Origin of the sequence: Synechococcus sp. CC9605, from assembly GCF_000012625.1 — a bacterium.
Taxonomy (GTDB): Bacteria; Cyanobacteriota; Cyanobacteriia; order PCC-6307; family Cyanobiaceae; genus Parasynechococcus.
In genome coordinates this window covers 1,095,733-1,122,280 of sequence record NC_007516.1, presented here as the reverse complement: position 1 = coordinate 1,122,280, position 26,548 = coordinate 1,095,733, and the positions used below count along the sequence as shown (strand labels likewise).

Annotated in this window: 38 protein-coding genes; 13 read left to right on the top strand and 25 right to left on the bottom strand. The window is 56.4% G+C overall.

Annotated elements, in window-relative coordinates:
- Positions 1–51: 51 nt before the first annotated feature.
- Positions 52–771: a GUN4 domain-containing protein gene (locus SYNCC9605_RS06000; protein ID WP_041434679.1), complete on the bottom strand. Its 720-nt coding sequence runs from the start codon at positions 769–771 to the stop codon at positions 52–54.
- Between the two features lie 39 nt (positions 772–810).
- Between SYNCC9605_RS06000 and mnmH the strand changes: the two genes are divergently transcribed.
- From mnmH to SYNCC9605_RS05980, 4 genes are read left to right on the top strand one after another with little or no spacing between them, the layout of a single operon-like run.
- The gene (gene mnmH / locus SYNCC9605_RS05995; RefSeq protein ID WP_011364174.1) at positions 811–1,854 is read left to right on the top strand and encodes a tRNA 2-selenouridine(34) synthase MnmH; all 1,044 of its coding nucleotides are present in this window, start codon (positions 811–813) and stop codon (positions 1,852–1,854) included.
- A gap of 30 nt (positions 1,855–1,884) precedes the next feature.
- Complete coding sequence (psb28, locus tag SYNCC9605_RS05990; RefSeq protein ID WP_011364173.1) at positions 1,885–2,268, top strand: photosystem II reaction center protein Psb28; 384 nt, start codon at positions 1,885–1,887, stop codon at positions 2,266–2,268.
- Complete coding sequence (locus SYNCC9605_RS05985; RefSeq protein WP_011364172.1) at positions 2,265–3,344, top strand: AI-2E family transporter; 1,080 nt, start codon at positions 2,265–2,267, stop codon at positions 3,342–3,344. The genes psb28 and SYNCC9605_RS05985 overlap by 4 nt, the downstream gene beginning before the upstream one ends.
- Positions 3,341–4,330 (top strand): AI-2E family transporter, encoded by a 990-nt coding sequence (locus SYNCC9605_RS05980; protein WP_011364171.1) that lies wholly within the window; start codon positions 3,341–3,343, stop codon positions 4,328–4,330. Before SYNCC9605_RS05985 ends, SYNCC9605_RS05980 begins: the two co-directional genes overlap by 4 nt.
- A 149-nt stretch (positions 4,331–4,479) precedes the next feature.
- On the opposite strand, the gene SYNCC9605_RS05975 is transcribed toward SYNCC9605_RS05980, so the two are convergent.
- Positions 4,480–4,659 carry a hypothetical protein gene (locus SYNCC9605_RS05975; RefSeq protein ID WP_115132528.1) on the bottom strand — a complete coding sequence of 60 codons (180 nt, stop codon included), beginning with the start codon at positions 4,657–4,659 and terminating at the stop codon, positions 4,480–4,482.
- A gap of 129 nt (positions 4,660–4,788) precedes the next feature.
- Here SYNCC9605_RS05975 and SYNCC9605_RS05970 point away from each other — a divergent pair, with 129 nt between their 5' ends.
- Positions 4,789–5,010: a hypothetical protein gene (locus SYNCC9605_RS05970; RefSeq protein WP_083757066.1), complete on the top strand. Its 222-nt coding sequence runs from the start codon at positions 4,789–4,791 to the stop codon at positions 5,008–5,010.
- Here SYNCC9605_RS05970 and SYNCC9605_RS05965 read toward each other — a convergent pair.
- The 8 genes from SYNCC9605_RS05965 to SYNCC9605_RS05930 all read right to left on the bottom strand — a co-directional run bounded on the left by SYNCC9605_RS05965 (position 5,007) and on the right by SYNCC9605_RS05930 (position 11,319).
- Positions 5,007–5,231, bottom strand: a complete 225-nt coding sequence (locus tag SYNCC9605_RS05965; protein WP_011364169.1) for a hypothetical protein — start codon at positions 5,229–5,231, stop codon at positions 5,007–5,009. The genes SYNCC9605_RS05970 and SYNCC9605_RS05965 overlap by 4 nt on opposite strands.
- Positions 5,224–6,213: a protein translocase subunit SecF gene (secF, locus tag SYNCC9605_RS05960; RefSeq protein WP_011364168.1), complete on the bottom strand. Its 990-nt coding sequence runs from the start codon at positions 6,211–6,213 to the stop codon at positions 5,224–5,226. The genes SYNCC9605_RS05965 and secF overlap by 8 nt, the downstream gene beginning before the upstream one ends.
- Positions 6,214–6,216: 3 nt before the next feature.
- Positions 6,217–7,698 (bottom strand): protein translocase subunit SecD, encoded by a 1,482-nt coding sequence (gene secD, locus SYNCC9605_RS05955; protein ID WP_011364167.1) that lies wholly within the window; start codon positions 7,696–7,698, stop codon positions 6,217–6,219.
- A gap of 5 nt (positions 7,699–7,703) precedes the next feature.
- Positions 7,704–8,687: a pyruvate dehydrogenase complex E1 component subunit beta gene (locus SYNCC9605_RS05950; RefSeq protein WP_011364166.1), complete on the bottom strand. Its 984-nt coding sequence runs from the start codon at positions 8,685–8,687 to the stop codon at positions 7,704–7,706.
- A gap of 182 nt (positions 8,688–8,869) precedes the next feature.
- Entirely contained in the window at positions 8,870–9,187 is a 318-nt protein-coding gene (locus SYNCC9605_RS05945; RefSeq protein WP_011364165.1) for a DUF3082 domain-containing protein, read from the bottom strand.
- Positions 9,184–10,107: a 4-(cytidine 5'-diphospho)-2-C-methyl-D-erythritol kinase gene (ispE, locus tag SYNCC9605_RS05940; RefSeq protein WP_011364164.1), complete on the bottom strand. Its 924-nt coding sequence runs from the start codon at positions 10,105–10,107 to the stop codon at positions 9,184–9,186. Before ispE ends, SYNCC9605_RS05945 begins: the two co-directional genes overlap by 4 nt.
- Positions 10,108–10,116: 9 nt before the next feature.
- Positions 10,117–10,941, bottom strand: coding sequence for a 16S rRNA (adenine(1518)-N(6)/adenine(1519)-N(6))-dimethyltransferase RsmA (gene rsmA, locus SYNCC9605_RS05935; RefSeq protein ID WP_011364163.1), 825 nt, complete (start codon positions 10,939–10,941; stop codon positions 10,117–10,119).
- 33 nt (positions 10,942–10,974) lie between these two features.
- Positions 10,975–11,319 carry a YraN family protein gene (locus SYNCC9605_RS05930; RefSeq protein WP_011364162.1) on the bottom strand — a complete coding sequence of 115 codons (345 nt, stop codon included), beginning with the start codon at positions 11,317–11,319 and terminating at the stop codon, positions 10,975–10,977.
- A 78-nt stretch (positions 11,320–11,397) separates the two neighbouring features.
- Between SYNCC9605_RS05930 and SYNCC9605_RS05925 the strand changes: the two genes are divergently transcribed.
- Genes SYNCC9605_RS05925 through SYNCC9605_RS05915 form a run of 3 tightly spaced genes read left to right on the top strand, consistent with a single transcriptional unit; the run spans position 11,398 to position 12,746 of the window.
- Entirely contained in the window at positions 11,398–11,883 is a 486-nt protein-coding gene (locus SYNCC9605_RS05925; RefSeq protein WP_041435590.1) for a pentapeptide repeat-containing protein, read from the top strand.
- Between the two features lie 3 nt (positions 11,884–11,886).
- Positions 11,887–12,315 (top strand): hypothetical protein, encoded by a 429-nt coding sequence (locus tag SYNCC9605_RS05920; RefSeq protein WP_011364160.1) that lies wholly within the window; start codon positions 11,887–11,889, stop codon positions 12,313–12,315.
- Complete coding sequence (locus tag SYNCC9605_RS05915; protein ID WP_011364159.1) at positions 12,312–12,746, top strand: 23S rRNA (pseudouridine(1915)-N(3))-methyltransferase RlmH; 435 nt, start codon at positions 12,312–12,314, stop codon at positions 12,744–12,746. The genes SYNCC9605_RS05920 and SYNCC9605_RS05915 overlap by 4 nt, the downstream gene beginning before the upstream one ends.
- Before the next feature lie 3 nt (positions 12,747–12,749).
- Here SYNCC9605_RS05915 and SYNCC9605_RS15420 read toward each other — a convergent pair whose 3' ends face one another.
- Positions 12,750–12,887, bottom strand: coding sequence for a hypothetical protein (locus SYNCC9605_RS15420; protein ID WP_257929964.1), 138 nt, complete (start codon positions 12,885–12,887; stop codon positions 12,750–12,752).
- Between SYNCC9605_RS15420 and SYNCC9605_RS05910 the strand changes: the two genes are divergently transcribed.
- Positions 12,879–13,616 (top strand): hypothetical protein, encoded by a 738-nt coding sequence (locus SYNCC9605_RS05910; protein WP_257929963.1) that lies wholly within the window; start codon positions 12,879–12,881, stop codon positions 13,614–13,616. The genes SYNCC9605_RS15420 and SYNCC9605_RS05910 overlap by 9 nt on opposite strands.
- 2 nt (positions 13,617–13,618) lie before the next feature.
- On the top strand, positions 13,619–14,218 hold the full coding sequence (locus SYNCC9605_RS05905) for a 2OG-Fe(II) oxygenase (protein WP_011364157.1): 600 nt from the start codon (positions 13,619–13,621) through the stop codon (positions 14,216–14,218).
- Here the strand turns inward: SYNCC9605_RS05905 and SYNCC9605_RS05900 are convergent.
- Positions 14,187–14,633: a hypothetical protein gene (locus SYNCC9605_RS05900; protein WP_011364156.1), complete on the bottom strand. Its 447-nt coding sequence runs from the start codon at positions 14,631–14,633 to the stop codon at positions 14,187–14,189. The two genes, SYNCC9605_RS05905 and SYNCC9605_RS05900, sit on opposite strands and share 32 nt — an antisense overlap.
- Positions 14,634–14,664: 31 nt before the next feature.
- Between SYNCC9605_RS05900 and SYNCC9605_RS05895 the strand changes: the two genes are divergently transcribed.
- Positions 14,665–15,096, top strand: a complete 432-nt coding sequence (locus SYNCC9605_RS05895; protein ID WP_011364155.1) for a LexA family protein — start codon at positions 14,665–14,667, stop codon at positions 15,094–15,096.
- Between the two features lie 12 nt (positions 15,097–15,108).
- Complete coding sequence (locus tag SYNCC9605_RS05890) at positions 15,109–16,383, top strand: Y-family DNA polymerase (RefSeq protein WP_011364154.1); 1,275 nt, start codon at positions 15,109–15,111, stop codon at positions 16,381–16,383.
- A 21-nt stretch (positions 16,384–16,404) separates the two neighbouring features.
- On the opposite strand, the gene SYNCC9605_RS05885 is transcribed toward SYNCC9605_RS05890, so the two are convergent.
- Genes SYNCC9605_RS05885 through dnaG form a run of 3 tightly spaced genes read right to left on the bottom strand, consistent with a single transcriptional unit; the run spans position 16,405 to position 19,062 of the window.
- On the bottom strand, positions 16,405–16,701 hold the full coding sequence (locus SYNCC9605_RS05885; RefSeq protein ID WP_011364153.1) for a hypothetical protein: 297 nt from the start codon (positions 16,699–16,701) through the stop codon (positions 16,405–16,407).
- A complete protein-coding gene (locus SYNCC9605_RS05880) occupies positions 16,701–16,958 on the bottom strand; it encodes a hypothetical protein (protein WP_011364152.1) in 258 nt (85 codons plus the stop codon). Before SYNCC9605_RS05880 ends, SYNCC9605_RS05885 begins: the two co-directional genes overlap by 1 nt.
- Positions 16,959–17,013: 55 nt before the next feature.
- Positions 17,014–19,062 carry a DNA primase gene (gene dnaG, locus SYNCC9605_RS05875; RefSeq protein ID WP_011364151.1) on the bottom strand — a complete coding sequence of 683 codons (2,049 nt, stop codon included), beginning with the start codon at positions 19,060–19,062 and terminating at the stop codon, positions 17,014–17,016.
- A gap of 53 nt (positions 19,063–19,115) precedes the next feature.
- Here dnaG and SYNCC9605_RS05870 point away from each other — a divergent pair, with 53 nt between their 5' ends.
- Positions 19,116–20,024 (top strand): DMT family transporter, encoded by a 909-nt coding sequence (locus SYNCC9605_RS05870; RefSeq protein ID WP_011364150.1) that lies wholly within the window; start codon positions 19,116–19,118, stop codon positions 20,022–20,024.
- On the opposite strand, the gene SYNCC9605_RS13840 is transcribed toward SYNCC9605_RS05870, so the two are convergent.
- The 10 genes from SYNCC9605_RS13840 to SYNCC9605_RS14625 form a co-directional block, all read right to left on the bottom strand.
- On the bottom strand, positions 20,010–20,342 hold the full coding sequence (locus SYNCC9605_RS13840; RefSeq protein WP_011364149.1) for a hypothetical protein: 333 nt from the start codon (positions 20,340–20,342) through the stop codon (positions 20,010–20,012). The genes SYNCC9605_RS05870 and SYNCC9605_RS13840 overlap by 15 nt on opposite strands.
- Positions 20,343–20,496: 154 nt before the next feature.
- A complete protein-coding gene (locus tag SYNCC9605_RS05865) occupies positions 20,497–21,837 on the bottom strand; it encodes a dicarboxylate/amino acid:cation symporter (protein WP_041434673.1) in 1,341 nt (446 codons plus the stop codon).
- Between the two features lie 2 nt (positions 21,838–21,839).
- Positions 21,840–22,691 carry a substrate-binding periplasmic protein gene (locus tag SYNCC9605_RS13440; protein WP_011364147.1) on the bottom strand — a complete coding sequence of 284 codons (852 nt, stop codon included), beginning with the start codon at positions 22,689–22,691 and terminating at the stop codon, positions 21,840–21,842.
- A gap of 100 nt (positions 22,692–22,791) precedes the next feature.
- Positions 22,792–23,526: a phosphosulfolactate synthase gene (locus tag SYNCC9605_RS13835; RefSeq protein ID WP_011364146.1), complete on the bottom strand. Its 735-nt coding sequence runs from the start codon at positions 23,524–23,526 to the stop codon at positions 22,792–22,794.
- Between the two features lie 6 nt (positions 23,527–23,532).
- Positions 23,533–24,288 carry a potassium channel family protein gene (locus SYNCC9605_RS13830; protein ID WP_011364145.1) on the bottom strand — a complete coding sequence of 252 codons (756 nt, stop codon included), beginning with the start codon at positions 24,286–24,288 and terminating at the stop codon, positions 23,533–23,535.
- Between the two features lie 6 nt (positions 24,289–24,294).
- Positions 24,295–25,017: a Na(+)/H(+) antiporter subunit B gene (locus SYNCC9605_RS05855; RefSeq protein ID WP_011364144.1), complete on the bottom strand. Its 723-nt coding sequence runs from the start codon at positions 25,015–25,017 to the stop codon at positions 24,295–24,297.
- The gene (locus SYNCC9605_RS13825; RefSeq protein ID WP_011364143.1) at positions 25,014–25,559 is read right to left on the bottom strand and encodes a DUF4040 domain-containing protein; all 546 of its coding nucleotides are present in this window, start codon (positions 25,557–25,559) and stop codon (positions 25,014–25,016) included. Before SYNCC9605_RS13825 ends, SYNCC9605_RS05855 begins: the two co-directional genes overlap by 4 nt.
- Positions 25,556–25,831 carry a monovalent cation/H(+) antiporter subunit G gene (locus SYNCC9605_RS13820; RefSeq protein ID WP_011364142.1) on the bottom strand — a complete coding sequence of 92 codons (276 nt, stop codon included), beginning with the start codon at positions 25,829–25,831 and terminating at the stop codon, positions 25,556–25,558. Before SYNCC9605_RS13820 ends, SYNCC9605_RS13825 begins: the two co-directional genes overlap by 4 nt.
- 3 nt (positions 25,832–25,834) lie before the next feature.
- Positions 25,835–26,113: a hypothetical protein gene (locus SYNCC9605_RS05850; protein WP_011364141.1), complete on the bottom strand. Its 279-nt coding sequence runs from the start codon at positions 26,111–26,113 to the stop codon at positions 25,835–25,837.
- A complete protein-coding gene (locus SYNCC9605_RS14625; RefSeq protein WP_156783023.1) occupies positions 26,110–26,490 on the bottom strand; it encodes a hypothetical protein in 381 nt (126 codons plus the stop codon). Before SYNCC9605_RS14625 ends, SYNCC9605_RS05850 begins: the two co-directional genes overlap by 4 nt.
- Positions 26,491–26,548 lie beyond the last annotated feature (58 nt).

Sequence of the window (26,548 nt, the reverse complement as noted above, 5' to 3'; positions counted from 1 at the left end):
TGTGGCCCGTTGACGTCGGTCTTTCGAACTTACCGTTGATGGGAAGCCCCGTCAGGATCTGCGGGCCACAAGTGCCGGATGATTCAACAGGGAATCCATCAGGCGAACGCCACGGAGCTGATTGATCAACGGCATGTGTCCCTCTGGAGCCTCGATGGACCAGGTGAAGGCACCGGGATAACGCGTCCAGACGCCATCGCATTTCCAGCCAATTCGGGGCCAAAGACGTTCGTAACGCCCATCAAGGGCTGACAGCAACTGGGACTGGGCTGTAAAGCCGAAGCGACCTTGGGAATACACCGTCCAGAGCCGATCAAGACTGACCAGATCAACGCCTGACATCGGCGCAACTTCTGTGAAGTAGACGTAGCCCCGTTTCACGGCGGCATCACCGGCCAATTCGCGCAGGCACTGGCTGGTGACGCGATCCGCCTCTTCAAAGTTCTCTTCGAGAAGCTCCTGCTGCAGCGGCCCGTAATCCAGGCCAACCCCGGAATCAGTGGTCCACCAGCCTTGATCGGACGACGGGATCAGAGCAGTGACGGCATCGGGCTGGTGGCGCTGCAACACCTGCAAGATCCAACCGGCAGCCCAGTCATCACCGGCGGGGTCGAAACCAGAGAGAAGGTCCGAGCCCACCGCAGCCAACTCCTCGGAGCGGGTTTCGATCTGATTGATCAGCGGACGGCGCTGGCGAGGTGTTCCCTTCGCGAAACGATCCAGCAGCTGATCAACGCTGAGTTTGGTGGCGGGTGTGGAACCGGAGAGCATGAGTCGCAACCGGCCCCAACTGGCTCGGTGTTGGCCACTATGTCAGGCATGGGCGAAACAGGTTCAATCGAGATTCAGCAGCTTCGCGAGCTGAAAGGTCCGCTTGTGGACGTTCGCAGCCCCGGTGAATTCGCGAAAGGCCACTGGCCTGGGGCCATCAACGTGCCTCTTTTCGACGATAAGGAACGTGCCGCAGTGGGCACCGCCTACAAGCAGCAGGGGCGCACGCCAGCGATTCACCTTGGGCTTGAACTCACCGGCCCCAAGCTGAGCAGCCTGGCCCGTCAACTGGAAAGCCTTCGCGACCAGGGGGATCCACGGATCTACTGCTGGCGGGGCGGAATGCGTTCGGCCAGCGTGGCCTGGCTGGCCCAGCAGATCGATCTCAAGCCCAGGCTCCTTCAGGGGGGCTACAAGAGCTATCGGCGCTGGGCTCAGGGCCGATTTGAGCAGATCTGGCCCCTTCGCGTGATGGGAGGCCGCACGGGCACAGGGAAGACCGATCTGCTGTTGGCCATGGCAGCGCGCGGTGCAGCCGTGGTGGATCTGGAAGGGCTGGCCAACCACCGCGGCAGCAGTTTCGGCGGTCTGGGGCTGCCGGATCAACCCAGCACCGAGCACTACGAGAACCAATTGGCTGAGGCTTTGGATCAACACCAACGCCGTGGGGCCACAGCCATCTGGTTGGAGGCGGAAAGCATCCAGGTGGGCCGCTGCCGCATTCCCAAGCCCCTGTTTGATCAGATGCAAGAGGCGCCTGTATTGGAGATTCAGCGCGAGCTGACAGAACGGGTGAACCAATTGGTGCAGGTGTACGGCCATCAGGGGGGAGCCGCTCTGGCTGAGGCAACCGAACGGATCAGTCGACGCCTGGGCCCCCAGCGCACCAAGGAAGCCCTCGAAGCCATTGCCAGGGAAGACTGGGACAGCGCCTGCCGCGCCACGCTCGATTACTACGACCGCTGTTACGACCATGAACTGGCGCGATCGCCCAGACGCAACGCGATCGATCTCTCAGGGCTCAGCCCTGATCAAGCCGCCGAGACCTTGATCGACCGGGGGTTTGTTGAAATCCCCGATTAAGATCGCTCTCATCGATGGTTCGAGAACGACGTGAGCAAAGCAGCGATTCAGTTCTTTCGGGGAGTCAACGAGCCTGTGGTGCCCGACATCCGTCTGACCCGCAGCCGTGACGGCCGCACAGGGCAAGCAACCTTCCGTTTCGAACAGCCAGCTGCGATTGCGCCCGAAACCATGGGTGACATCACCGGAATGTGGATGGTGGATGAAGAAGGCGAAATGGTCACCCGGGAAGTGAATGGCAAATTCGTGAACGGCACCGCCAGTGCACTTGAAGCCGTTTACTCATGGAAATCCGAACAGGACTTCGAACGGTTCATGCGTTTCGCGCAGCGCTACGCCGATGCCAATGGCTTGGGTTATTCACAAAGCCAGGATTCCGATCAGACTGAAGGGGCCGACAATCAACAAGCTTGAGACTGCCCCAGTGGCTGCTACTGACGGCGTTCATTGCAGCCATCGTCCTGTTGTGGTCGCTGCGTGAGCTGCTGCTGCTGATCTTTGCAGCAGTGGTTCTAGCAATGGCTCTGTGCACGCTTGTCGGCATCCTTCGCGAGCGGCGGCCAATGCAAAGGCCTCTCGCACTGTTGCTCTGCATCGTTGGGTTGTTGTTGCTGGTAGCGGGTGCGGCTGGTGTTGTTGTCCCCCCGTTCCTTGAGGAATTTGCACTGCTGTTGCAGAAGCTGCCCGAAGCGGGGCAGACCCTGATGCGACTTGGCCTCGGTTGGATCGACAACATCAGTGAAGCCATTTACGGCGCTGATGCATTCCCCGACCTCGATGACCTGGGACTAAGTGGTCCCCGCCAACTCGTGCCCGATGGTTCATCACTCGCCGCTGGACTAGGCAGTGGGGTGCTGGGCCTGCTCGGTTTGGCCGGCAACCTCGGCAACGGCATTCTGCGCCTGTTGTTCGTGCTTGCGGTGGCTCTGATGATCAGCATTCAGCCCCAGGCCTATCGAAATATTGGTCTGCAGTTGATTCCCTCCTTCTACCGACGCCGAGGGCGTCGCATCCTGGATCAGTGCGGTGCTGCCTTGAGCAGCTGGATGGTGGGTGTATTGATCAGCTCCTTGGCCGTGTTTGTGCTTTGCAGCATTGCTTTAACGCTGTTGGGCGTGAAGCTCGTTCTTGCCAATGCACTCCTTGCAGGGCTGTTGAACGTGATCCCCAATGTGGGGCCCACCATGAGCACGATCTTCCCGATGGCGGTGGCCCTGTTGGATGCCCCCTGGAAGGCAGCTGCGGTGCTGGGTGCCTACGTGGTGATCCAGAACATCGAGAGTTACGTGATCACTCCATCGGTGATGCACCACCAGGTGAAGCTGCTGCCCGGTTTGACTCTTGCAGCTCAATTCCTGTTCACTCTCCTGTTTGGTCCCCTCGGCCTGCTGATGGCGCTGCCGTTGGCGGTGGTGCTGCAGGTGATCATTCGTGAAGTCCTGATCCACGATGTCTTGGATCGCTGGAAACGCCTGGAGCCGGTTCAATGACAGCCGGCACGTTTCTTGTTGCACTCACCTTGGTGGTGCTGGTGCTGTTGCTCTGGCACCTGCGTTGGGTGCTGCTGGTGCTCTTTGGCGCCGTTGTGGTGGCCGTAGCCCTGGATGTGCTGATTGCGCAGGTTCAGAAGCGAACCCCACTGAAGCGCCCCCAGGCCCTGGCGGCCGTGCTGGGGATTTTGATCTTGACCGGTGGACTGCTGGGGCAGCTGCTGGTGCCGGAACTGATCAACCAGTTCCAGCAACTGGGTCGGGATCTGCCGCAGTTGGTCAGCAAGGTGTCCGACCTGCTGAGCAATGAGCCTCGCCTGGCGCAGCTAAATGACGCTGTGGGTGAGGGCCTCAACCTGAATGGACTTCAGCCATTGCTGGGGTTCGCAGGAGGTGCAGCCAATTCGCTGGTTCAACTGTTCTTGATGGTGCTGCTCGCGATCCTGCTGGCCTTGGATCCAAACGCCCATCGGCGCATGGTGGTGGCCATGACCCCCCGACCTGCCCGGGAGCAGATGGAACATCTGCTGGATGAATGCAGGCAAGCCTTGGGGGGGTGGCTCAGTGGCATGACCCTTTCCTCCACCACCGTGTTTCTGCTCACCTGGGGAGGCCTTATGCTGATTAAGGCACCCTTGGCCCTGTTGAGTGCCCTGGTCTGTGGCCTGCTCACGTTCGTTCCGACCATCGGGCCTACGGCGGCAACGCTGCTGCCCGCGGGATTGGCCCTGCTGCAGTCGCCGCAATTGATGCTGTCGGTTCTGGTGTTCCGGCTGGTGCTGCAGAACCTGGAGGCTTTTCTGCTCACACCACTGCTGCTGCGCAAAACCGTGAATCTGCTGCCAACAGTGGCTTTAACGGCCCAGCTCAGCCTTGGCGCTCTTCTCGGGCTTCCGGGCGTGCTGCTGGCCCTTCCTTTGGTGGTGGTGCTTCAGGTGTTGATGCAGCGGGTGGTGGTGCAGCAGATCATGGACCGCTGGGCCTGACAATGTCCTCGAAAGATGTAACCCACGGAACACCCTGTAGCAGGGGTCACACCTGAGACCCGCGCTGTGTGAGTATTTTTACGGAGTCGTGAGAACGACGCGTCGAGCCTTGGGACTCTTGGGAGAGGGTCCCATTTTTTTCGACCACATCAGAGCAGGTGACGTTTCTTTTTTTCGCTCGAATCACGCTCCCGCTCAACCGCTTGCCAATAGGCCGCAGAGACCGCCACCTCTTGACCACGCTCAATCTTGTTCAAACGCGTCTTCAGAGCTTCTACCTCAGCACGCAAGCCGAAGACCACCTCGCTGAGACCAGGATTCAACTCCATGGAACCTGAGCAACCAAAGGTGTCGTAGCTCAGGCTTCCCAAGAACTGACGTTCATAACGATACCGAAAAAGCGACCTCCACGCCCTTCAATCCAATAATGTGTCCAATAGGTCTTGAGACGAACAGGCTTGGACGTCATCTTCAATTTCTCCCGTTACGAGGAACTGAGGCAGGCCGTGATGCAGTTGGTTCGCGAGAATCTGGACCCTGAGTTGTTGCACGAGGAAGCCCACGACCTGTTCGAATCGTGGTGGGCCTCCACCCACAGCCAGGGGCAATGGAATGCGGAGGTCAAACAACGCACCTGGGATTCGATCTGGCATGAATTCGGCAACAGCACAAAGCGTTAACCGAAACGACGCCAGAGGGAGCTGGAACCGAGCAAGACCACTACAGCAAGCTGATGATGCCGAATGGCATAACCAAGCCCTGTGACGGTGAACTGATCACTGAGCAGCAGGACTTCGGTGCGCAGATCACCGAGAGCCAGCAGGATCAACAGAATCGGGAACCAACGGGCTGGGACAGCACGGCGTCTCCGTTCTGATTCACCACCCTTGGCATTAGTCAAGGGAGCGGTCCCAGAGCGTGAGCAGCGACGGTGCCAGGGCAATGCTCGACCAGGAACCAACGACAACCCCGAGGGCAAGGGCGATCGCAAACCAATAGAGCGTTGCTCCACCGAAAAACACGAGCGCCAAGAGAGGCAGCAAGGTGGTTCCGCTGGTGTAAAGCGTGCGGGTCAATGTGGCGGAAACCGCTTGATCCACCTGCAGTGAGAGCGGCAGATCGGGGGCGTCCTTGCTGCGTTCGCGGATGCGATCGAAGACCACCACCGTGTCGTTCACCGAATACCCGGCAATCGTCAGCAGTGAAACCGCAAACAGGCTGTCCACCTCCAGCTGAAGCACAACTCCGAGCCAGGCAAAGACACCACAGACGATCGCCACGTCATGGGCCAGCGCCACCAGAGCAAGAAAGGAGTAGCGGCGGTCGTAGCGGAAGCTGATGTAGGCCGCAATACCCCCAAACGCCACCAACAGAGAGATCAAGCTGCTGCGCAGCAGTTGCTTGCCCAGGCTCGGCCCGATCGTGTCGACCGATTGACCACCGGAGAGGAACGGCCCTGCAACGGGTTCAACCGCCTCAATCACCGCTTGGCCCTGGGCAGCCGACAACGTTGGCAGGCGCAGCAACAACGACTGACCGCCATCCAGAAGCTGCACCCGGGGAGCGCCCAGGTTGGGGAGAGGTTGGCCCGCCTCCTGAGGCAGCTCCAGGCTGCGGATCACATCCGAGACATCAATCGCCTTGAGCTCAGCGCAGGCGTCATCACAACGGCGTTCCAGTTGGATCTGTGTGCCGCCGGTGAAATCCAGACCCGGACGGAGGGGAGCATGAATCGCAGGGTCCAACCAACTGAGCAACAAGCCCAACAGGCTGATCAGAACCACTAGACCAGAGATCAGCCACACCTTGCGGCGCATGCTGCTGAGGGACCAGCGCAGGCTGAGGACCGTGGCCGCTTGTGCCGATGACGAAGCTTCAGTCATGGTTCAGGCGGTGGGGGAAGGAAGTTGCCAGGTGGGCAGAAAATTGCTGGCACGACGCAGACCGGCGTAGCCCATCAGGAAACGAAGCAGGGTGCGGGTGCACGTCAGGGCCGTGAACAAACTCAGCAGAACACCAATGCCCAGGGTCGCGGCAAAGCCCTTGACCAGGCCGGTGCCGAGGAAGAACAGAGCTGCGCAGCTGATCAACGTGGTCAGGTGACCATCAACGATCGATGAAAAGGCTTCAGAGAAGCCTGTATCGATCGACCGGATCAAGGTGTTGCCCCGCCGTAATTCGTCCTTGATCCGCTCAAAAATCAGCACATTGGCATCCACGGCCATGCCGATTGAAAGAATGAAACCAGCGATTCCCGGCAACGTGAGGGTGACCGGAATCAAGGCGTACACCGCCAGGTTGAACAGGGCATAAAGGCTCAGGGCCATCACGGCCACCGCCCCCGGCAGGCGATAGGCCACCACCATGAACACCGCCACCAGAGCCAGACCCGAGAGGGAAGCCACCAGGCTGCGGCGGATGTTCTCTGCTCCCAAAGTGGGCCCGATGGTGCGGACCTCGATCACTTCAACCGGGAGGGGCAGGGAGCCGCCGCGCAGCTTCACCTCCAGCTCACGGGCCGTTTCGGCGCTGAAATTGCCACTAATGGTGGCTGCTCCACCTGAGATTCCTGCGCTTTTGAACTGGGGGCCAACGCTGGCGGCACTGATCAGCTGATCGTCCAAGGTGATGGCCAGCAACCGGTCGGTACCAGCAATCGATTTGGTGAGATCAGCGAAGGCCTCAGCACCCTCACCATCGAAATTGAGGGTCACCTCCCAGTTGTTCGGATTATTCTGGAGCGGTTGGCGGCCTGCTGTCACCAGCTGCTTGCCCGTCAGAGCTGCCGGCTCAAGCATCGTGAGCAGATCGGAATCAACTTTGTTCAGAAGCTGACGCAGCTGCTCCTCCTCTGTACTGGCCTGGCCATCAAGACCCAGGGTCTGCTGGGTTGACTTCAGCTGGTCAAGATCCAGTGGTTCCGGGGTCTCACCACGGCGGATCTGATCCTCACGCAACCTGAGGATCGCTTCCACCTGGGAACGGAGCTGCCTCAGCCCACGGAACTCAGCCTCGGTGTCGGACTTTTGGGCACGAAACTCGAGCAGGGCCGTATCGCCCAGAACCCGCGCGGCGGCGGTGGGATCCTGCTCGCCGGGGAGCTGCAACACCAGCTGCGACTCACCCACCGTCTGCAGGGTGGACTCAGCCACACCAAGACCGTTGACCCGACGATCGAGCACGGCTTTCACCGCTTCCATCTCTTCGGCGCCAACCCGGGTGATCTCGCCGGCTGGCTTCACTTCAACGGTGAGCTGACTGCCGCCCCGTAGGTCGAGGCCCAGTTCCAGCGGCGTACGAACCAAAAACATCCCAGCGCCGATCGCCAGGGCAAGAACAAGGGCAAACCAACCCTGATAACGCGCCATCAACGTCAGATGCCCTTGTTGACCAACGCCTGAGCCGCCTCAACGATCTGATGCGGCTGAATGATCGTGAGGTTCTCCAGAGAACCGTTGTAAGGGGTGGGGATGTCCTGACTGGAAAGACGCACAGGCCGGGCATCCAGGTCGTCGAAGCACTGCTCGGTGATCAGCGCAATCAACTCGGCTCCGATGCCGCCGGTCTTCATGCATTCCTCCACCACGATCACCTTGTTGGTCTTGCGGATGGAGCGGCTGATTGTCTCCATGTCGAAGGGCTTGAGGCTGATCAGATCGATCAGTTCAACGCTCACACCCTCTGCCTCCAGTTGCTCCACAGCCTTGAGGCAGTGATGACGCATCCGGGAGTAGGTGAGGATCGTCACATCGGTTCCTTCCTTCACCAGATCCGCCTGGTCGAGGGCACAGGTGTAGTCGCCTTCGGGGAGCTCCTCGCTGAGGTTATACAGCAGGACGTGCTCGAAGAAGAGCACAGGATTGTTGTCGCGAATCGCGGCCTTCATCAGGCCTTTGGCATTGGTGGGCGTGCTGCATGCCACGATCTTGATGCCGGGAACAGCATGGAAGTAGGCCTCAAGCCGTTGGCTGTGCTCAGCACCAAGCTGACGCCCAACACCGCCGGGGCCGCGCACCACGGTGGGAATGGTGAAGTTGCCCCCGCTGGTGTAGCGGAGCATCCCCATGTTGTTGGAGATCTGGTTGAAGGCCAGGAGCAGGAAGCCCATGTTCATGCCCTCAACGATCGGCCGGAGACCGGTCATCGCCGCACCAACCGCCATTCCGGTGAAGCCGTTCTCAGCAATTGGTGTGTCGAGCACCCTGAGATCGCCGTATTTCTCCGCCAGATCCTTGGTGACCTTGTAGCTGCCGCCGTAATGACCGACGTCCTCCCCCATCACGCAGACGTGGGGGTCTCTCCCCATCTCCTCGTCGATGGCTTCCCGAAGGGCGTTGAAGAGAAGTGTTCCTGCCACGGCGTCACAGTGATCCCGGCCTATCCGGGTGGTGAGGCCAAGCTATCTCAGTCAGCGCAGGGTCAACCGCCAGCAGCGAAAGTGAACAGCAACAACACTGAAAGCAGCATGGCCGGAGACAGCAGCAAAGCCAGCTGGCCGAGGTCGTGGGGCGTCATCCGAACCCTGGCAATGAGCGGATGCTAGGCAGGGTTCTGATCGCGAGCCGTAAAGAGACTGCGAAGAAACACCAGGGTCAGGCCGAGGGCCACAAAAGCAGTGCTGAAGGTGGCCAGGAAGGACAAACCCACCAGCAGGGTCTTGAGGGTGACGGCGATGTTTTGGGCAATCGGCGAGCTGTAGTGCGGGGGATGAACGGCGAAGTACACCACCATCCGCCGACTTAACCCCAGGGCCAGCCAGGCCAAAAGCCCAGCCGTCAGGGCTCCGGAGAGAAAACTGAGCGGACCTTTGCGCGGATCCCGTGGTTCGGGGCTCTCTGGTGTGGGGACATCAGTCATGCCTCGATCCTCACGCCATCGCTGCGGAGGGCGCAAGACCAGGCCTTCAGGCCGGCACGCTCCAGCTGGGTAGCAAGCTGATCCTGCGCATGGCGGCACGACGCCAGATCGGAGAACAGCCCGAAGCAACTGGGTCCAGAACCGCTCATGGCCACCGCCAAGCTTTGGGGAACGCTGTCCAACAAATCGAGCGCCGAACGCACCGCAGCTGTTTCGGGCGCCACCACGTCCTGCAGGTCATTGCGCAAAGGAGGTGGCAAATCGCTGCGCAATGGCTGGAGCCAATCAACGCTGCGCAAGGCTTGCCGGCGTTGTTCAAAAGCCGCCTCATCAGCGAGGTAGTGGGATTGCTTGAGCTCGCGGCAACGCTTGTAGGCCCAGGGCGTTGAGACGCTCACCGTGGGGTCTTTGACCAAGAGCACCGCCAAGGGTTGGGGCGTTGGCGGCACGGCTTCCAGTTGTTCGCCTCGCCCGAAGCAGAGCTGACATCCTCCGGCCACACAGAAGGGCATGTCTGAACCGAGCTCAGCGGCCATTCGCTCCAGATCCGCGGTGCTGTGGCCCAAGCCCCACAGAGCATTCAGACCTACCAGTGCCGCGGCGCCGTCGCTGGAGCCACCAGCCAGGCCAGCACCGATAGGGATGCGCTTCTCCAGATGAATTGACGCCCCCAATTCACTAAAACCCGAACGGTCCCGCAGCAACTGGGCGGCCCGGAGGATCAGGTTGTCGTCGCCGACGCTGAGGCTGGCGTCATCGCAGGTGAGGCTGAGTTGTGCATCGGCGGTGTTCTGAAAGCTCAGGCGATCCGCCAAGTCGATGCTCTGCATCACCATGGCCAGCTCATGGAAACCGTCCGAGCGCAGCCCCAGGACCTCTAGGTGCAGGTTGACTTTGGCCGGGGCCGACACCGTGATCATGGTGGTTGTTCAGTCGCCCCGATTCAAACCCCTGGCCAGGGCGACCCAGGTGGCGGGCGCGAGTTCCTGGGGCCGTTGCTGCAGGCTGAAACCCGCAGAGGCCGCAAGATCCTTCAAGCGGTTTGGCTCAGCCACACCCGCCAGGGTGTTGCGCAACATCTTGCGCCGCGCCAGAAACGCCTGCTTCAGCAGCGATTCCACCCGAGCGGCCAGGTCCGGCATAACCCGCTCCGAGGCCGGCAAGGGCTCCAGGCAGATCACTTCCGATTGCACCTTTGGTGGCGGCTGGAAACAGCGCGGCGGCACCGGACACACCGAATGGCACCGGGCCAGCAACTGCATGCGCACACTCAGGGCGCTGAAGCTGCTGTGGCCAGGCCGGGCACGAATCCGTTCAGCCACCTCTTTCTGCACCAGCAACACAAGCCGTTGGTAGGGCGGATCCACCGGCCGGTCCAGTCGGCCCACCAACCGCTCCAGCAGTGGGCCGGTGATGTTGTAAGGGATGTTGGCCACCACCTTGTCGGCGATGCGGCCATCACTTAATTCCAGTGGGGCTTCAAGAACATCACCTTGATGGAGGCTGAACCCAGGCTGAACCACAAAACGGTCCCGAAGGCCTTGCACCAGATCGCGGTCGAGCTCAATCGCATGCACCGCCTTCAGCCCCGCGGCCAGCAGACGCTCGGTCAACGCCCCGCGACCGGGCCCCACCTCCAGCACCCGATCGGTGGACTGCAGATCAGCGGCTTCGATGATTCGTTGCAGCACGGATTCGTCCAGCAACCAGTGCTGACCGAAACGCTTGCGGGCGTGATGTCCGGAGAAACCCATGGATCAACTGTGCATCAGCACAGCCGTTCCACATCAATCCAGCGAATCGTTCGACGGGGTGTTGTTAAGGGGAACAAGGGCCAACTTGACCCGAAGCAGCTGCTCAGCTGATGCCGGATGCACCGCTCTCCAGCAACTGATCGCGCGAGCCATACGGCGCCGTTTGGCGGAATGAAAGGCATCAAGGCCATGGCGGTCGTGATGCCCCATGCGACGCCCCTTCACCTCCACCACCAGCAGCAGCAGCTGCCGCTCCAGCACCAGATCGAGCTCGCCCCAGCGGCAGTGCCAATTGCGGTCCAGCAATCGCCATCCCTGCGCTTCCAGCTGCTGCAAGGCCTGCTGCTCCGCCCAGCCACCGCTGCATTGACACCCCACCGGCTTGAACCATCACGTCCTGGTTCAAACCATTCCCCCCTGGAACAGTTCTAGGGTTCAGCTGTGATGGTTCCGATCATGCGCAAACGCTTCACGGCCATACTGATCTCTCTGGTGGTGTTTTCATGCCAGTGGCTGTTGGCGGCTCCGGCCCACGCCGCGATGGATGTGGCCAAACAGGTGCTGATCGGTGCCGACTACTCGAACAAGGACCTGCGGGGGGCCACCTTCAACCTCAGCAACCTGCGCGAAGCCAACCTCTCCGGATCAGATCTGCGGGGAGCCAGCCTCTACGGCGCCAAGCTGCAGGATGCCGACCTCAGCGGCACCGACCTGCGCGAAGCCACCCTTGATGCCGCTGTGATGACTGGCACCAACCTTGAGGACGCCGTGCTGGAGGGAGCTTTTGCTTTCAACACACGTTTCAGCGATGTGTTGATCACGGGAGCCGACTTCACCGACGTTCCCATGCGGGGAGACCAACTCAAAAGCCTCTGCGCCGTTGCCGACGGAACGAATTCCGTCACGGGCCGCAGCACCCGCGAAAGTCTCGGTTGCGCTTGAACCATGAGTTTTGATCCCCGCAGCCTTGAGCGCCTGCGTGAGTTGGGGCGTCAACTCCCCGCGCGCCTGCCGGAACCGGAAAAGCCTGCGGTCGCTCCAAAAGCCAGCCAGGTTCGCCATCGCGTTGAAACCGAGAAGAACCCCGAAGATCTCTTCCGGGAACTGATGAAGGCCAGCCAGGACGGCACCGTTCCTGAGCACCTGATGGACCGCCTCAAACAGTTGGAAGCCCAACGCAAACCATCGGCTCCACCGTCGCCGTTCAACAGAAACGACACCACACCAGCCCTTGCCGCACCAGCGCGCAGCCAGCCCGGACCGGGAAAAAACACCCAGCCGAAACGGCCGAAGGTGGACCCGGGCAGCGAGGAGGAAAGCCTCTACGTGGCTTTCGGGCAGCTGCTGCTCGAGGACGAAGGAGACGACGTTTGAACCCGGCCCGTTGCCGGATTCTTGCGGTGGGCAAAGTGCGGCGTGGCTGGATTCAGGACGGCATTGACCTCTATCTGAAACGGCTGCCTGGGTTGACCATCAGCGAACTGCGCGACAGCAACCCAGACAAGGAAGCCGATGCCATCAGGGCAGCCCTGCGGCCCGATGAAACCCTGATTGCGCTGATGGAACAGGGCGACACCTTGGCGTCGGTTCCCTTCGCACAACGACTCGAGCAATTCGGCAACCAGCGGCTGGCCTTTGTGATTGGTGGAGCCGACGGTCTCACCGCCGAGCTCAAGGCGCAGGCCCAATGGCGACTGAGCCTCTCCCCGATGACCTTCCCCCACGAACTGGCGCGGCTGATGCTTGTGGAACAACTGTTCCGGGCCCAAGCGATTGTCCAAGGCAGCCCCTATCACCGCGCTTAGGGTTCACGGATGGCCGCTGATCTTTTCCCCTCGACCATGCGTCTGGCTCTGCTGTCCCCGATCCACGGCCAGTCGATTGATCACATCGCCCGACAACTTGAGAACTACAGGGTCTTTCTTGCGCCCTTTGAGTTGCGTCATTACTTCCACGTGTCTCTGGAGAGTCACCCTGATCTCCAATCCGAACTCACCGCCTTCGCCGAACGGGAGGGGCACAGCATCGTGTTCACACAACGGCAGCAACCCACCTGGCGAGTTTGTACGGCCTACGCCCTGTGTGAACTGATCAAAACGGCACTTGCCGATCAGCACATCCACGACAAGGTTCTGATTCACACCGATACAGACCTCCTGGTTTCAGGCAAAGCAAAAGATCAGCTCCAAAACCACCGGATTGGCTGCGGGAACAACTTTTTCAAGTTCAGCAATGTCCGTTGGAAATGGACCGAAAAAGCCAAAGCAGATCGTCGAGTTCAACGATTTACCCAAGAGATGCTGGATGGAGATGTTTCAAAACTGCGAAGTGGGCGAGTCTGCGGTGCCTTTATGCCTTGGCCTGTCTTCCAGCTCTTCGGCGTTCTTTACAACCATTACTTCAAAGATGATTACTTCAAGAAGAAACCCCAACGCGTCTGGCCAGTCACCGAAATCGCGATTCCCAGCATTCTTCATTTCCTAGAAGGCCAGGATGCCGTTTTTCAGCGCCCTCTTATTGACGTACCAAAAGAAAAAAAAGTACCCCGCAAAGCGATCGATCGACTGCTTCAAAAAGGCGATCAGTTCGGTCTCAAAAAAATCGGTCGAGATACAAGCAGCGAAGCGTTTCAGCACTTGATGCATCTGCAGGCACAAGCCGCAGAGGAGGCCTGACCGTGCTGCACGTCATCGACAACCTTCTGCCCGCCAGCGCCCTCCAGGACCTGCGCGACCTCTGTGACATCTACGGGCGGCTCAAGGAGCAACACGATGGTGATGCTCAATTCAGCTGGCGACCCGAAACCGGTTCTCCCCGCTCGATTCACGCAGCCGCTCAGCAAGCCGTCGTCGATCGCTACCTCGACGAGGCCCTGCTCCCTCTGGCAACACCATTTGCCCCCCAACGGGCCGGAGTCGAGTGGTGGTGCAACACCAACAACGATCTCGACTGGCACATCGACAAGGACGAGCTGGAAGGTCGATGTAGCGGCCGCTTCCTACTGCCCTTGCTGTCCACCGTGTTCTACCCCCACGTGAGCTGCGCTGGCGGCGAACTCCTGGTGGCCGACAACCCTCCGATCGAGAACGGATACCAGGGGCCGTTACCCACCTTCCGCTCGGTGATCTCGATCCCACCGGTGGTGAACCGCTTGGTGCTGTTCTCCCCCGGCATCCTGCATCGGATCAATCCCTTCGAAGGCGAGCGCTATTCCGTGGCTGTGAACATCTGGGAGCAAGCGCCCCTCACCACAACGGCTGCAGAGCCACAGGCTTGAATTTTTCGATCAAAACCGTCCAGGCCCGCGGGGAGAAAGCCTGCAATCCCGCCTTGAACGCAGACGTATCTCCCGTGTTCAACCAGTCCGCCTTGAGCCTGGGCACGTCCTCCGGCAGCCGTTCCATCGGCAGCTCCACCAGCAGCAGGCTGTCGACTCCAGCCGCACGCTGCAGCACACCCTGATCACTGCGCTGCCACACCCGCAACAGCAGCTCAAGCACCAGAGCATGGCCCAACGCCTCCGGAGCCTCACCCTGCGGAGCCACCTCTTTCTGAGACCGTCCACCCAGAGGCAGGGCGCGCCGGCCCTGCTGATCGATCAGCGCCATGGCCACGAGGTAAGGGGAGTCAGCCAACACCAGATGTCGAAGGCCACCATCCTCACCGAACCCTCCCCACAGCAAGCAGTACATGAGTACTATTTAGCCAGTTGTCGCTGCTGCCGTGGAGCTCCAACACAGACCGCTTCCCCTGCAGCCCAAGCGCAGTCGGCTCACGCTGCCCCTGGCTGGGGAACGCGTCGCCGCTGGCTTCCCGTCCCCAGCCGATGACTACGTCGACGTGGGGATCGACCTCAATGAACAGCTGATCCGGCATCCCACCAGCACCTTTTTCCTGCATGTGAGCGGCGAATCGATGACCGACGCCGGCATCCACGACGGCGATCTTCTGGTGGTCGATCGCAGCCTCGACCCGCGCCCGGGCCAGGTGGTTGTGGCTGTGCTCGACGGTGCCTTCACCCTCAAACGCCTGATGCATCATCGCGGCCGGTTGCGCCTGGAAGCCGCCCATCCGGACTATCCGCCACTGGAGCTTCACCGCTGCGGCGAAGTGCAGATCTGGGGCGTCGCCATCCACGTGATCCATCCGCTCTGAAGCGACATCGCCATGCCTCAGGCCACGGCCCTGATCGATGGAAACAACTTCTACGCCTCCTGCGAACAGAGCCTGGATCCGGCTCTGATCGGTCAGCCCGTGGTGGTGCTGTCCAACAACGACGGCTGCATCGTTGCGCGCAGTGCCGAAGCCCGTGCCCTCGGCATCCGCATGGGAACGCCGTACTTCAAGGCGCGCAGGGAGCTTGAACGGCACAACGTGGTGGTGCGCAGTTCGAACTACGCCCTCTATGCCGACATGAGCCAGCGGATGATGAGCCTGCTGGAGGCCCACTGTGAAGAGCTGGAGGTGTATTCGATTGACGAGGCCTTCGGGAGGATTCGTCGTCCCCGCAATGGCGACCTGCAGGGTTGGGCACGCCAGCTGAGGGCACGGGCACGGCAGAACCTCGGCCTTCCGATCGCCATCGGCCTAGGGGCCAGCAAGGCGCAGGCCAAGCTGGCCAATCGCCTGGCCAAACAGGCCCCGGACCATGCCGGAATGTTCGACCTCGGACAGTGCGACAACCCCGATCGCTGGCTGGAAACCATTGCGATTGAAGATGTCTGGGGAATCGGTCGCCAATTGGCCCATTGGTGCCGCCTGCGGGGCATCAGCAACGCACGACATCTCCGGGACATGCCGAGTGGTGAACTGCGCGCCAAATGCGGCGTGGTGGGTCTGCGGCTGCAACGGGAGCTGCGAGGCCATGCCTGCCTGCCGCTGGAGCTGGCACCAGCACCGAAGCAGGAAACCTGCGTGAGCCGCAGTTTCAGCCGCCCCATCACCAGCCAGGAGGAGCTGCACCAGGCCATCGCCACCTATGTGGTGCGCGCCGCCGAGAAATTGCGCAAGCAACGGCAACGGGCAGCGGCCCTCACCATCTACACCCGCACCAGCCCGTTTGCTCCTGGGTTTTACAGCCAAGCGGCCAGCACGCAGCTAGACCTACCGAGCAATGACACAGCTGTGCTGCTGCAAGCGGCACGCCCCTTGGTGGCACGGATCTTCCGGCCCCACCGTCAATTGGCCAAGGCCGGCGTGCTGACGCAGCACCTGCAGAGCCACAACATCCTGCAGACCCATCTGATGGTGCCGATGAGTGAGGAGCAGCAGCAGAAACGGGAGTGCCTGATGCAGACCATCGACCGGATCAATCGGCGTTACGGGCGTGGAACCCTGCAATGGGCCGGTTGCGGACTGCAGCCCAGCTGGCTGATGCGGCGTGAGCAACTCAGCCGCGCCGCCACCACCCGTCTGCAGGATCTACCGGTGGTGAAGGCCTGAGCCATAGCGTTGAGCCAGGCCTCAGGCCTCCTGCAGCAACTGGATGACCTGTTCACGGGTGCTGAGCAGCAAGACCATCCGCTCGCCGTGGGCATTGAGACCCGTCTGCTCCCGCACCAGATCGGCGCTGGCCAGCGCCAAGCCACCGGTTTCGGTGAACAGCACCGGCAGGGTGCCTTGATGCCCCCGCATGCCCTGCAGATCCAGCGCCTGGCGGACAGCCCGCTGGGCTTTGTCAGAGCCCAGACGCTCCACGAAGGCCGGCCAGAGGTGGTTGACCGGATCGAGCGCGGCGAAATCCAGCTGCGAATCGGTCATCAGGACGGCAACAACGCAAGGGCTTCGCTGATCATCTGCGGGGTGACGGCAATGCGCTCAAGCGGATCAGCATTGTCGAGATAGACGTCAAACGAAGCGAAGCGTTCGATCACGGGGTCGGCCCCCTCGGCGGCGCAAGCCTCAACCCAATCCCCCTCCTCCGGCTTCACCGCGACGTAGGCCTGCAGCGCTTCCTCCAGATCACCGCCATCGCCGACGCCCTCGCCGTGCCAGATCGCTTCGAAGAATTCAGACATCTTCAACTCGAGGAACAGATCCTGATGCAGTTTGCCCCGACCACCGGCCAATAGCTCAGGCGGCCGGGGGAACGGTGTAACTGGCGCAACGTTGCTGATCCAGATGGCCGATGTGTTTTCGCTCGGCGTAATAAAGCTCCTGGTAGCGCAGCGCATCACGGTTGAGGTCATCGAAGAGGGCCTGAATCCGCACCTCCATGTCCACGGAGGCCTGATCTGACGAAGCCTCCTGATCAATCAGAACAGCGATGCAGGATTCGAGGGTTTGCAGACGCTGGCCGCCCCAGGCCTCCAACAGGTGCCGGCAGCGCTTCAAACTTTTCTGACGCTCCAGCAGGGCAGCAATGCCCCGCAGCTGCTCCAGGGGCTCCGCTAGGGCAACACGCTGCAATTCACCTGGCTCCAAAAGGGGCGTCAGGCGGGACACCAGCGCACTGCTCTCCAGCAGAAGCTGATCGGTGAGCAAGCGGGGCAGATCGATGAGATCCAGACCCTCGCCGTCGTCGTCGCAACGGCTGATCGACTCCATGCGCCCCTCACCCAGGTTGGTCTCCTCGAGATCCGTAATGGCCGCCCACAGATGGCGGTGATGGGGAATGGCGAAATCCTCCAGTTCGCGTTTGCGCAGTTCCTGGCGGATCGTGGCCCGATGCCGGGGGCAATGCAGATACAGCCGCAGCAGATCGGCCTCACAGCGCTCACGCTGTCCGGATTCACCGGGCTGCTCATGACGGCTGGAGCGCCCATGCCAACGCTGGCCCTTCACCTGCTGCCGCAGGTCATCCTCGAGCTGAAGCGCCAGGCGTCCCTGGCCGCCACTGAGGCGCTCCGCCACCCGTTGGAGGTAGTGGGTGCGCACAGCGGACTGGGGCAATTTGCCCAGCAGCCCCACCAGGGCAGTGACCGCCTGTTGGAACTGGTCGGCCCGGCTGAGATCGCGCTCCGCCAGCACCTGCTCGATCTGCCAATCCAGCCAGAGGGGGGCCTGATCGAGCAGAGCGCGGTAATCGCCAGCCCCGTTCTGCTTGAGGAACTCATCGGGGTCCTTGCCTGAAGGAAGGTGCAGAACCCGAAGCTCCAGCTGGCCCTGCATCGCCAGCTGCTCCACCTCGCCGATGGCCCGATTGGCTGCACGGACACCGGCGCCGTCGGCGTCGAAATTCAGAACGATCCGCTTGCTGTCGCTAACGCGGCACAACTGGGTGATCTGCTGACTGCTCAGGGCCGTGCCGAGGGAGGCCACAGCGTTGGTAATACCGGCGGCATGCAGGGCAATTACATCGAAATAGCCCTCCACCACCACTGCCCTGTCGTCCTTGCGGATGGCATTGGAGGCCTTGTCGAGACCGAACAGATGCTTCCCCTTCTCGAACACTTCGGTCTCGGGGGAGTTGAGGTATTTCGGTTCGCTGCCATCAAGGCTGCGTCCCCCGAAACCGATCACCCGGCCCTGACGGTCATGGATCGGCACCATGACCCGATGGCGGAAGCGGTCATAGAACCCGTTGCCGCCTTTGCGGGGAACCACCAGACCAGCAGCCTCGAGAAGCTCAGGCGCCAGCCCCTCAACTTGTTGAAGATGCTTGAGCAGACCATCCCACTGATCCGGCGCATAGCCGAGTTGGAAGGTTTCCTGGGTGGCGGGACTCAACTCTCGGGCCTCACTGAGGTACTTGAGGGCCTCTGCACCAGCAGGCGCCATCAACTGGCTGCGAAACCAACCGGCAGCCAGCGCCAGGGCACGCTGCAGCTTGTCCCTGCGGGACAACTGTTGCCGCAGCCGTTCCTGCTGCGGACCATCCACCGTCTCGATCGGCAGCTGATAACGCCGGGCCAGATCCAGCACAACATCGCTGAAACTCTGGCGCTGAAACTCCATCAGGAACTTGATGGAGTTGCCGCCAGCACCACAGGAGAAGCAGTAGTAGAACTGCTTGGCAGGAGACACCGTCATCGACGGTTTGCTGTCGTCATGGAACGGACAGATCCCGACGAATTCCCGTCCCTTCTTCTTGAGCACCACGTGCTCGCCCACCACATCAACGATGTCGGCCCGTTCCTTAACGGCCTCGATCGTTCTTGGGTGCAGGCGAGCGTTCACCATCGGTCCATTCTGCGAAGTCGCAGGGTTCCGCGCACCCCGTCATCAGAACAGACATGGCCGAACCGCAGACCCCACAACCCTGGTGGAACCGGGACTCGGTGCGGGGAAGCCGTGCCCTAATCCTGAGTTCCCTGGCCTTCAGCCTGATGACGGTCTGCGTCAAGCAACTGAACAGTCGGGTTCCGGTGGCAGAAATCGTGCTGTGCCGGGCCCTGATCAGCATCGTTCTGACCGCTGTGGGCCTGCGCCTGGCCGGGGTCTACCCATGGGGCCAGCGACGGGGGCTGCTGGTGGTGCGGGGGGTGCTGGGCAGCTTGGCCCTGCTCTGCTTCTTCGAAGCGATTGACCAGCTGCCGCTCGCTTCAGCGACGGTGCTCCAGTACACCTACCCCACCTTCACCGCCGTGGCAGCGCTATTGCTGCTGGGCGAGCCCCTGCGCCGACGCATCAGTGCAGCGGTTCTGCTGGGCTGGATCGGAGTCACTCTGGTGGTGCAACCGCAGTGGCTCACGGGAACAGCGCAACCTGAGCAACTGATCCCTGCGCTGATCGGCATTAGTGGCGCTCTGATGACCGCCCTGGCCTACGTGAGTGTGCGGCGTTTGTCGCAAACCGAGCACTCCTTGGTAATCATCCTCTATTTCCCGATGATCTCGGTTCCCCTGACCCTGCCCTGGGTGCTGCAGCAAGGGGTCTGGCCCCAAGGCATCGAATGGTTCTGGCTCCTGGGGGTCGGGGTGATGACCCAGCTGGGCCAGATCTGGGTGACCGAGGGCCTGCGCTGCCTGCCCGCCGCCCGAGCCACATCGATCAACTACGTGCAGGTGGTCTTTGCCGCTGGCTGGGGCTGGCTTTGGTTTGCTGAATCAATCAATGCCTGGCAGGTGGGTGGCGGGATGTTGGTACTGGCCGCCACCCTGATCAGCCTCTCAGCACGTGAAAAGAAATCAAGCTTGAGGTAACCCAAGGGGGTACAGAAGCCAACTCTGGAGATCATCCGCCTCGCCAGCAACAGGCCGTGCAAGGGTCCAACCCTCACCGCGCTGCCCCCTTAAGAGGAAAAGTTCAAAAGAGCTATCAACCCGCACAGGATCTTGGGGGAGTTGCCAATCAAAGCTTCCTTCAAGGTGGATGAAGCGTTGACCATCCACTTTAAGTGTTTCTTGATGATCGACACGCACACGGCTAACCGCAGGGACCTTGATCGTTGGATTGAGACCAAGGCTCTCTGAGATTGATGATTGGGTGACAGCAATTTGCGCCTGCAGAGCTTCAATCACAAGACTTCTCGGCGGTTCCGAATTAAAGGAGCACGACGTCGATGCGAAGCAAAGAAGAAGAACGCAGAGAATATTTAATGCAACAGACCGAATGCTCCCAGAAAGCAAATGAACTAATTTTCTGTACCGAGAGAGAAACAATCTTCGAGGAAAGTCAGACGGCAGTTGCAGCATCTTTGAAAACTTTCTGAGAAGGAGATTTGTAAGAAGAAACCACGGCAATGGCCATTGCCAAAACACCGGTCGTAGCAGCCCGAGGGAGGGTCAAAATTGGATCAATCGCCAACAGAAGAACGAGAATTGGAGGAGCAGGAACTTGAAAGTACAGAAGAGCCACAGTAATGGTGGGGACAGTCGCCACCCCTGTGAGCCCAGCTGCAGAAATCCCAGTGATAGCCCCCAGAGCAATGACTTCAACAACCCTTAATGGAGTAATGGTCACGTCATAAAGATTCAATGCAAATAGAATGGCTATCACATTGTAGGAAACATTCCCAAGCCTGGCGATCAACAAACTCAGTGAAGCTGAAGCCTCAACTTCAGATTCATCACGGCCCATGCCAGTGAGGGTATCGAAAAGCAAGGGATAAGCCGTCATGCTGCTTCCCGTAGACAGGCTCAATAGGAAAACGGAATCCACTGGATTCACGGAAATACCTGAGCGTTCAGACGTAGAAGTGAAACGACGAAAGACGAGTCTTGAGATGCCAAGGGATGCGATTGCAGTAAGGAAGACGCAGATCGTGAAATTTAGGAGGGCGACAACGATTTCAGCATTGATCGTGGAAATCGCAGCAGAGATAAGGCAAATGAGAACCAGAGGCGCAAGATTCAGTACGATGCTTAAAACTTGAACAGAAATGGTATTAATGCTTCGGAGTAAAGTAATAAGTGGTTGCGTGAATTCAGATCTGAGACGTGCAATTGCCAAACCAGCAATGACAGAACCAGTGATGACTTTCAATGTTTGGCCGTCAGAGGCATCAGCAAAAATGTTGCTGGGTATAAGCTTGGAAAACCAAATATCATTCACTTGGGCAACAGCAGAAACGGCACCAATACGAATATCGGTGACATCGAGCATGAATCGCCCAATCGACAACTTTGCGCTTGGGGAAAGAATGCCTGGACTTTGATAAAGCGAAAGCAGCAGAGCCAGGGAGGATGCAAATAAAATTGCCGCCAGCAATGAAACAATAAACCTTGTGCCAAATCGGATACGGTCGCTGTTGCTTCGAGTTTCAGAGCCAAAGATGTTGGCGATAGAAATCATCACAGCGGACAAAACCAATGGAATCGCTGGAAAGGCAATAAGCTGTACCAACGAAACACCGATATCGTTTAACGTGGAAGAGTAGGAAGACGGGATAAATCTGCCTAAAACAATTGAGAAAGGCAAGATATAGAGGAAAAAGTTGCGCGGTTTTCGCAACTTCGGCAGGAATGCAAAGACGGAGGAAAATAGATTTTGAATAAGTGAGGAATTAAGACGCATGGTCAAGAGGGGAGATAGAAGGATTGAAACTCATCCAGAATGTTGATGTCAGTTTTGATTCCTCCCCACTCTCGGCGCAATGTCATGTCAATAAAGTCTTTCAGGCCAAGCCTTCCATCTTGGGACAAATAGATGGACTTACGATCAATCAACTCATCAAAAAGGATGGGTACATACTTAAGTGACAAATCAGGTTGTGAATAGACAATTGGTTTGATTTCAGTGGTATCTCGATAGATCGCATCAATCACAGAGTCTTCTTGAAACAATGCTTTTTTGGCCGCTGGCCAATTTTTATAGCCAACGAACGTAGCATTTGGGAAATTAGCTTTTGCCTCCGTCTCCCAGGTTGAGTTTTTGATCGAACCAATCCTTACAGTTGAATTCTTCAGTATCTCCCCAAACCTAGGGTCATCTGGATCTACACCCAGTGAAGCAACAAATTCTCGATTTGCAAGGAAGGCATGGCGAAAACTTAAGTATTGAATCGGGAAAGCATCAAAAAGCCGATTGTATGTAAGACCAAGTTTACCAATTGCGATATCAAAATCACCATTACCCACACGTTCAACCAGATTATTGAAACTCGTGGACGAGCGATCAAATTGGATGTCTACGCCGAGTTTGCTCGCCAAAGTTTTTGCAAAATCAACATCGTACCCTTGGAGCTCATCTGAGTTTTCTTCAAGGTAGTAGGCAGGAGGAGTGTTGTAAGGGGGCAAGCCTACTTTAAGGTAACCTCTCCCTTGAATAGCATCCACAAAATCATTGGCTGCGTTGGCCTCGAGAGGAGAAAGTAGAAGCAGGGATGCGCATGCAAATGAAACAATTAATCTCAGAAAAGACTTAACCACGCAACAAAGACGACAAGAGAACTCTTTGGGGATTGTAGGCTAATTCGATTAAGCTGGCATTAAAACAAGGGCGAATCAGCAAATGGAAAACAAGTAGACGTTACACAGCCAATAACGTGTCTGAGCGTAATCCTCTACGAAGAGATTCGACAGCAACGAGGTCACCAAGAGAGATATTGCCAATGTTCACGTGCGGTCCGTAACGCTTAATTAGATAAGTCTGAACTGATTTGATGGGAGCTTCAAACAGAAAGCGACCAATTGGAAGCCTTGCAGTAATCGATTCAAGCAAAACACTATCTACTTGACCACCATCTGAAACATAGCCAGAACGGCCAGATTCCCTGGATTCAAGAATGATAAGAGAAGCACCCGATTGGGCTGAAATCTCGCAGTGATCAATCCATTGCTGGGGAGTTAATTCAAATTCCGGGTCAGATGATTTGCGACCCACCTCACTCATTACAAAGAAATTTGAGGAAAGTTTTTTTATATATGAGCAATAAGTTGAATCATCAAGATCTATTGTTCCACGACTAAGCTCAACACAATCGAGACCAAAGGATTCTATTCGTCGTAAAAATTCGTCAAAGCTATGACGATAAATCATATACTCAAAGAACGTTCCACCAAGAACAGGACGAACATTAAGCTGCTTACAGAGATTCGACTTTCGCGAAAAATCGGGATCTACAAGTGCACTTCCCCAACCAAACTTCAAAAAATCAATATAGGTTGAGTATGAATTTAAGTAGGATTCAAAGAGAGGGAAGGGCGTACCAACATCGAGAACGTGGTTAAGAGATTCAAAAGTTAAGATTGGGTAATCAGTCATTTAAACTTAAGCATCAGAAGATTCTCCAAGTTCGTTGAATCTTGAATTAGATTCTAAAATATTAGCAGTTAATAGTGCAACACAAACGATTCCTACAATACCAAAACCGATTGCGACAAACTTGCCAAGCGTTGTTGATGGGGTTACATCGCCATAACCGATCGTGGTAGACGTGACAATGGAAAACCATAGGGCTCGGGTGATCGAGCCAAAATGCTCTGAATCAAAATCCCGCTCAAGAAGGTAAATACAAAACGCCATAACGTAAGTAACAATGGAAAGCAAAACCAAGGGAAAGAATGTATAACCAGGTGAATCGGTCAAGATAAACTGAACCCGCTTCAAGACACGTTGAAATCTCGAGTAATATATTGACAGCAAAGATTTCAAAATATATATTCCGATCACAACAAACGAATCGTTAGGGAAAACTTCAGTTACCAAGACCAAGACTATGCCAAGATCAATGAGAGCGCCTCTCTGGAAGAAAGAGGCAACAAGACCCGAAGTAGAATAATCAGATAAAGACCATGTATTTGATAATTTACCAACATAATCAGTGATAAAGAAAACCTCGATCAAATTTAAAGCAAAGTCAAGATAAAAATTACCAACCTTGGTGTCTAATGATGGTTCAGTACTCAAAGCGATTTGAGCTAAAAGCAGTATGATTATGCAATTCAGTAGCAAAGAATAGTAATTACCAGGAAGGCCACCCAGGTAATCCCCGAAATACCACGGATCTTTGCCTGGATATTTCATATGGAATCAGAGTACGCCTCTCTTGATGACAAATAAACGTAGAATAGACCAAGCACCAAAGGTAACTTTCAAAGCAGCGATAATATTCAAAGCTGGGATATAAAAAACCGGTGAAAGATTCGAAAATATTGAAGCAGGATATAAAAAAGAAGACAACGTAGCCAACGCTAATAATATGAAGCAAGCAACAGCAAATTTTTCAATTGCAGGTGCATTGGCTTTGAAGTAAAAGTCTTCAACTTTTTGAAGCCTTCCAGTGATCATCAATAGTGTGATAGCAGTGGCTCCTGCTACTCCTGATGCAAAGCCACCACCGGGTGTTAAATGACCCTTGAGGGCAAGATCAATGGCCAAGAAAAAACTCAATAATGCCGCGATATCGAGAAGTAGGCGAACAGCCTGATCATTAACCCCAACAAATCTCTCTTCAGAATCCTCCTCATGCAGCAAGATTTTTACGCCAAGACCAGCGATTGTAAATACACTAACCTCACCAACAGTATCGAAAAGACGTGTTACCAATATAACTGATGTAACCGAATTAGGTATTAGTGTATAAGTAGAAAGATAGTCAACGATTGCCTGTGTATCTCTACCCAGAGTGTCATCCCGCGAGAACAAGACCATGAACATCACTGATGTGATGGCCAACAAGTAAACAAGGGACTTCAAGGATTGGCTTGAAGGAGGAAAGAGACTTGAGTCTGTTGTTTTGGATGGTGGAGTCATGCTAATGATGAAGTCGTGGAAAAAGATAGGTCAAGTTTCAAATCATCAAAATTGACTGTATTTTGCACATCCAATAGAAGGCTTTCTGCCTCAAAATAAATTATTGACTCATGCATGATGGCATGGGGCGAACCTGAATGTTTAGAGGAAGATAAGCAATCAAGAATCGAGACATTTTCACCATTTAGATCCTCAGGTTGATAAACAATATTTAAATGCAACTCATCAAATAATGTTTTTAGCTTTAATTTCAATGAATCAGGAACAGATGAACCCTTATCATGGATTAAAACAATTGAATAACAAGAACGAATGGTTACAATGTAAAGCAATGAGGACAAAAGGGTACCAACCATGACTTCAGTCAATGCGACATCAGGGGCACCAACAAGGGCATAAATAAGTGCAGATATACTTCCAAGGAATGAGCGATAAATAAGGCTGTTGATTGGTGATTGAGAACGTATGAGAAGAATTCCCAGAACCGGAAGCAGGAGTTCAAATGGGAAAATTAAAGCAGTGTTGGTGATGGCGTTGTTCATAATCTTCGGTCAGAAATATTTCCAAGAATGTAACTGGAAATCGTGTTCCATAACGACAAAGAGAGAGCAGTTACAACTAACAAAGGCCAATATTGTGGGAAACGAATTATTAAACTAAAAAGGATTAAAAGTGAACCAACACTGTCTGAAACAGTAAGAGTGTGCAATTTATAGAAGATGGAATGCTCACGATTCAGAATAGGAAAAGTTCCCCAAGTCCAAAAGAACAAGCCAACAAACAGAAATGCGTATGAAAGTATAGAAAGTGTCATGACTTAAATCCTCATCTCAAGCAAAGAAAGAATGAGCATGCCGGCATCCCCAACAATAAGAATGAATGCACCAATACAACCAATCATCCAATCACCTCTAAAAACACCAAAAAGTAGTATCATCATTGCAAGCTTATGCCCAAAGCTTGAGGCATAGGCAATACGCTCAGGTGTGTCTTTAGACCTAGAAATTGCAAAAACGGGGATTAAACTGATTAATAACATCAGATATATAATGATATATTGAAGAACTTCAAGACCAACAGGATTGAATTGAATCATTGCTTGGATACCTCGTGAGGGGGGGAATCCAGGGTGGAAGCAGAAATAACGTTGTGAACCCTCCAAATTTGAGTCTTCTCAAGACGAGTCACCAATGTCATTGGGGTAAAAGTCATTCGAAAAAGATCTAGAAATTTTGAATACCTTGATCCATTTATTGCACGGCTGGAAAGACTCTGCTCAGAAAAATCATCGACAGGATCTGAAATTAAGATCAACTGAAAACTTTCTTTAATCATATCGATGGGCAGACGTAAGGTAAGCAAGATTTCAGAGATCAATGGTGATAGCTTTAGCTTTCTAAAATCACCGAATGGTATTAATAGACAAACAATTAAACCAATTATAATATTATTTGAATGGAAACTTGCAGTCACCAAGCACCACAATGAAAGCCGGAATAAAAGAATTAAAGATAGTCTTATGAAATTTGTC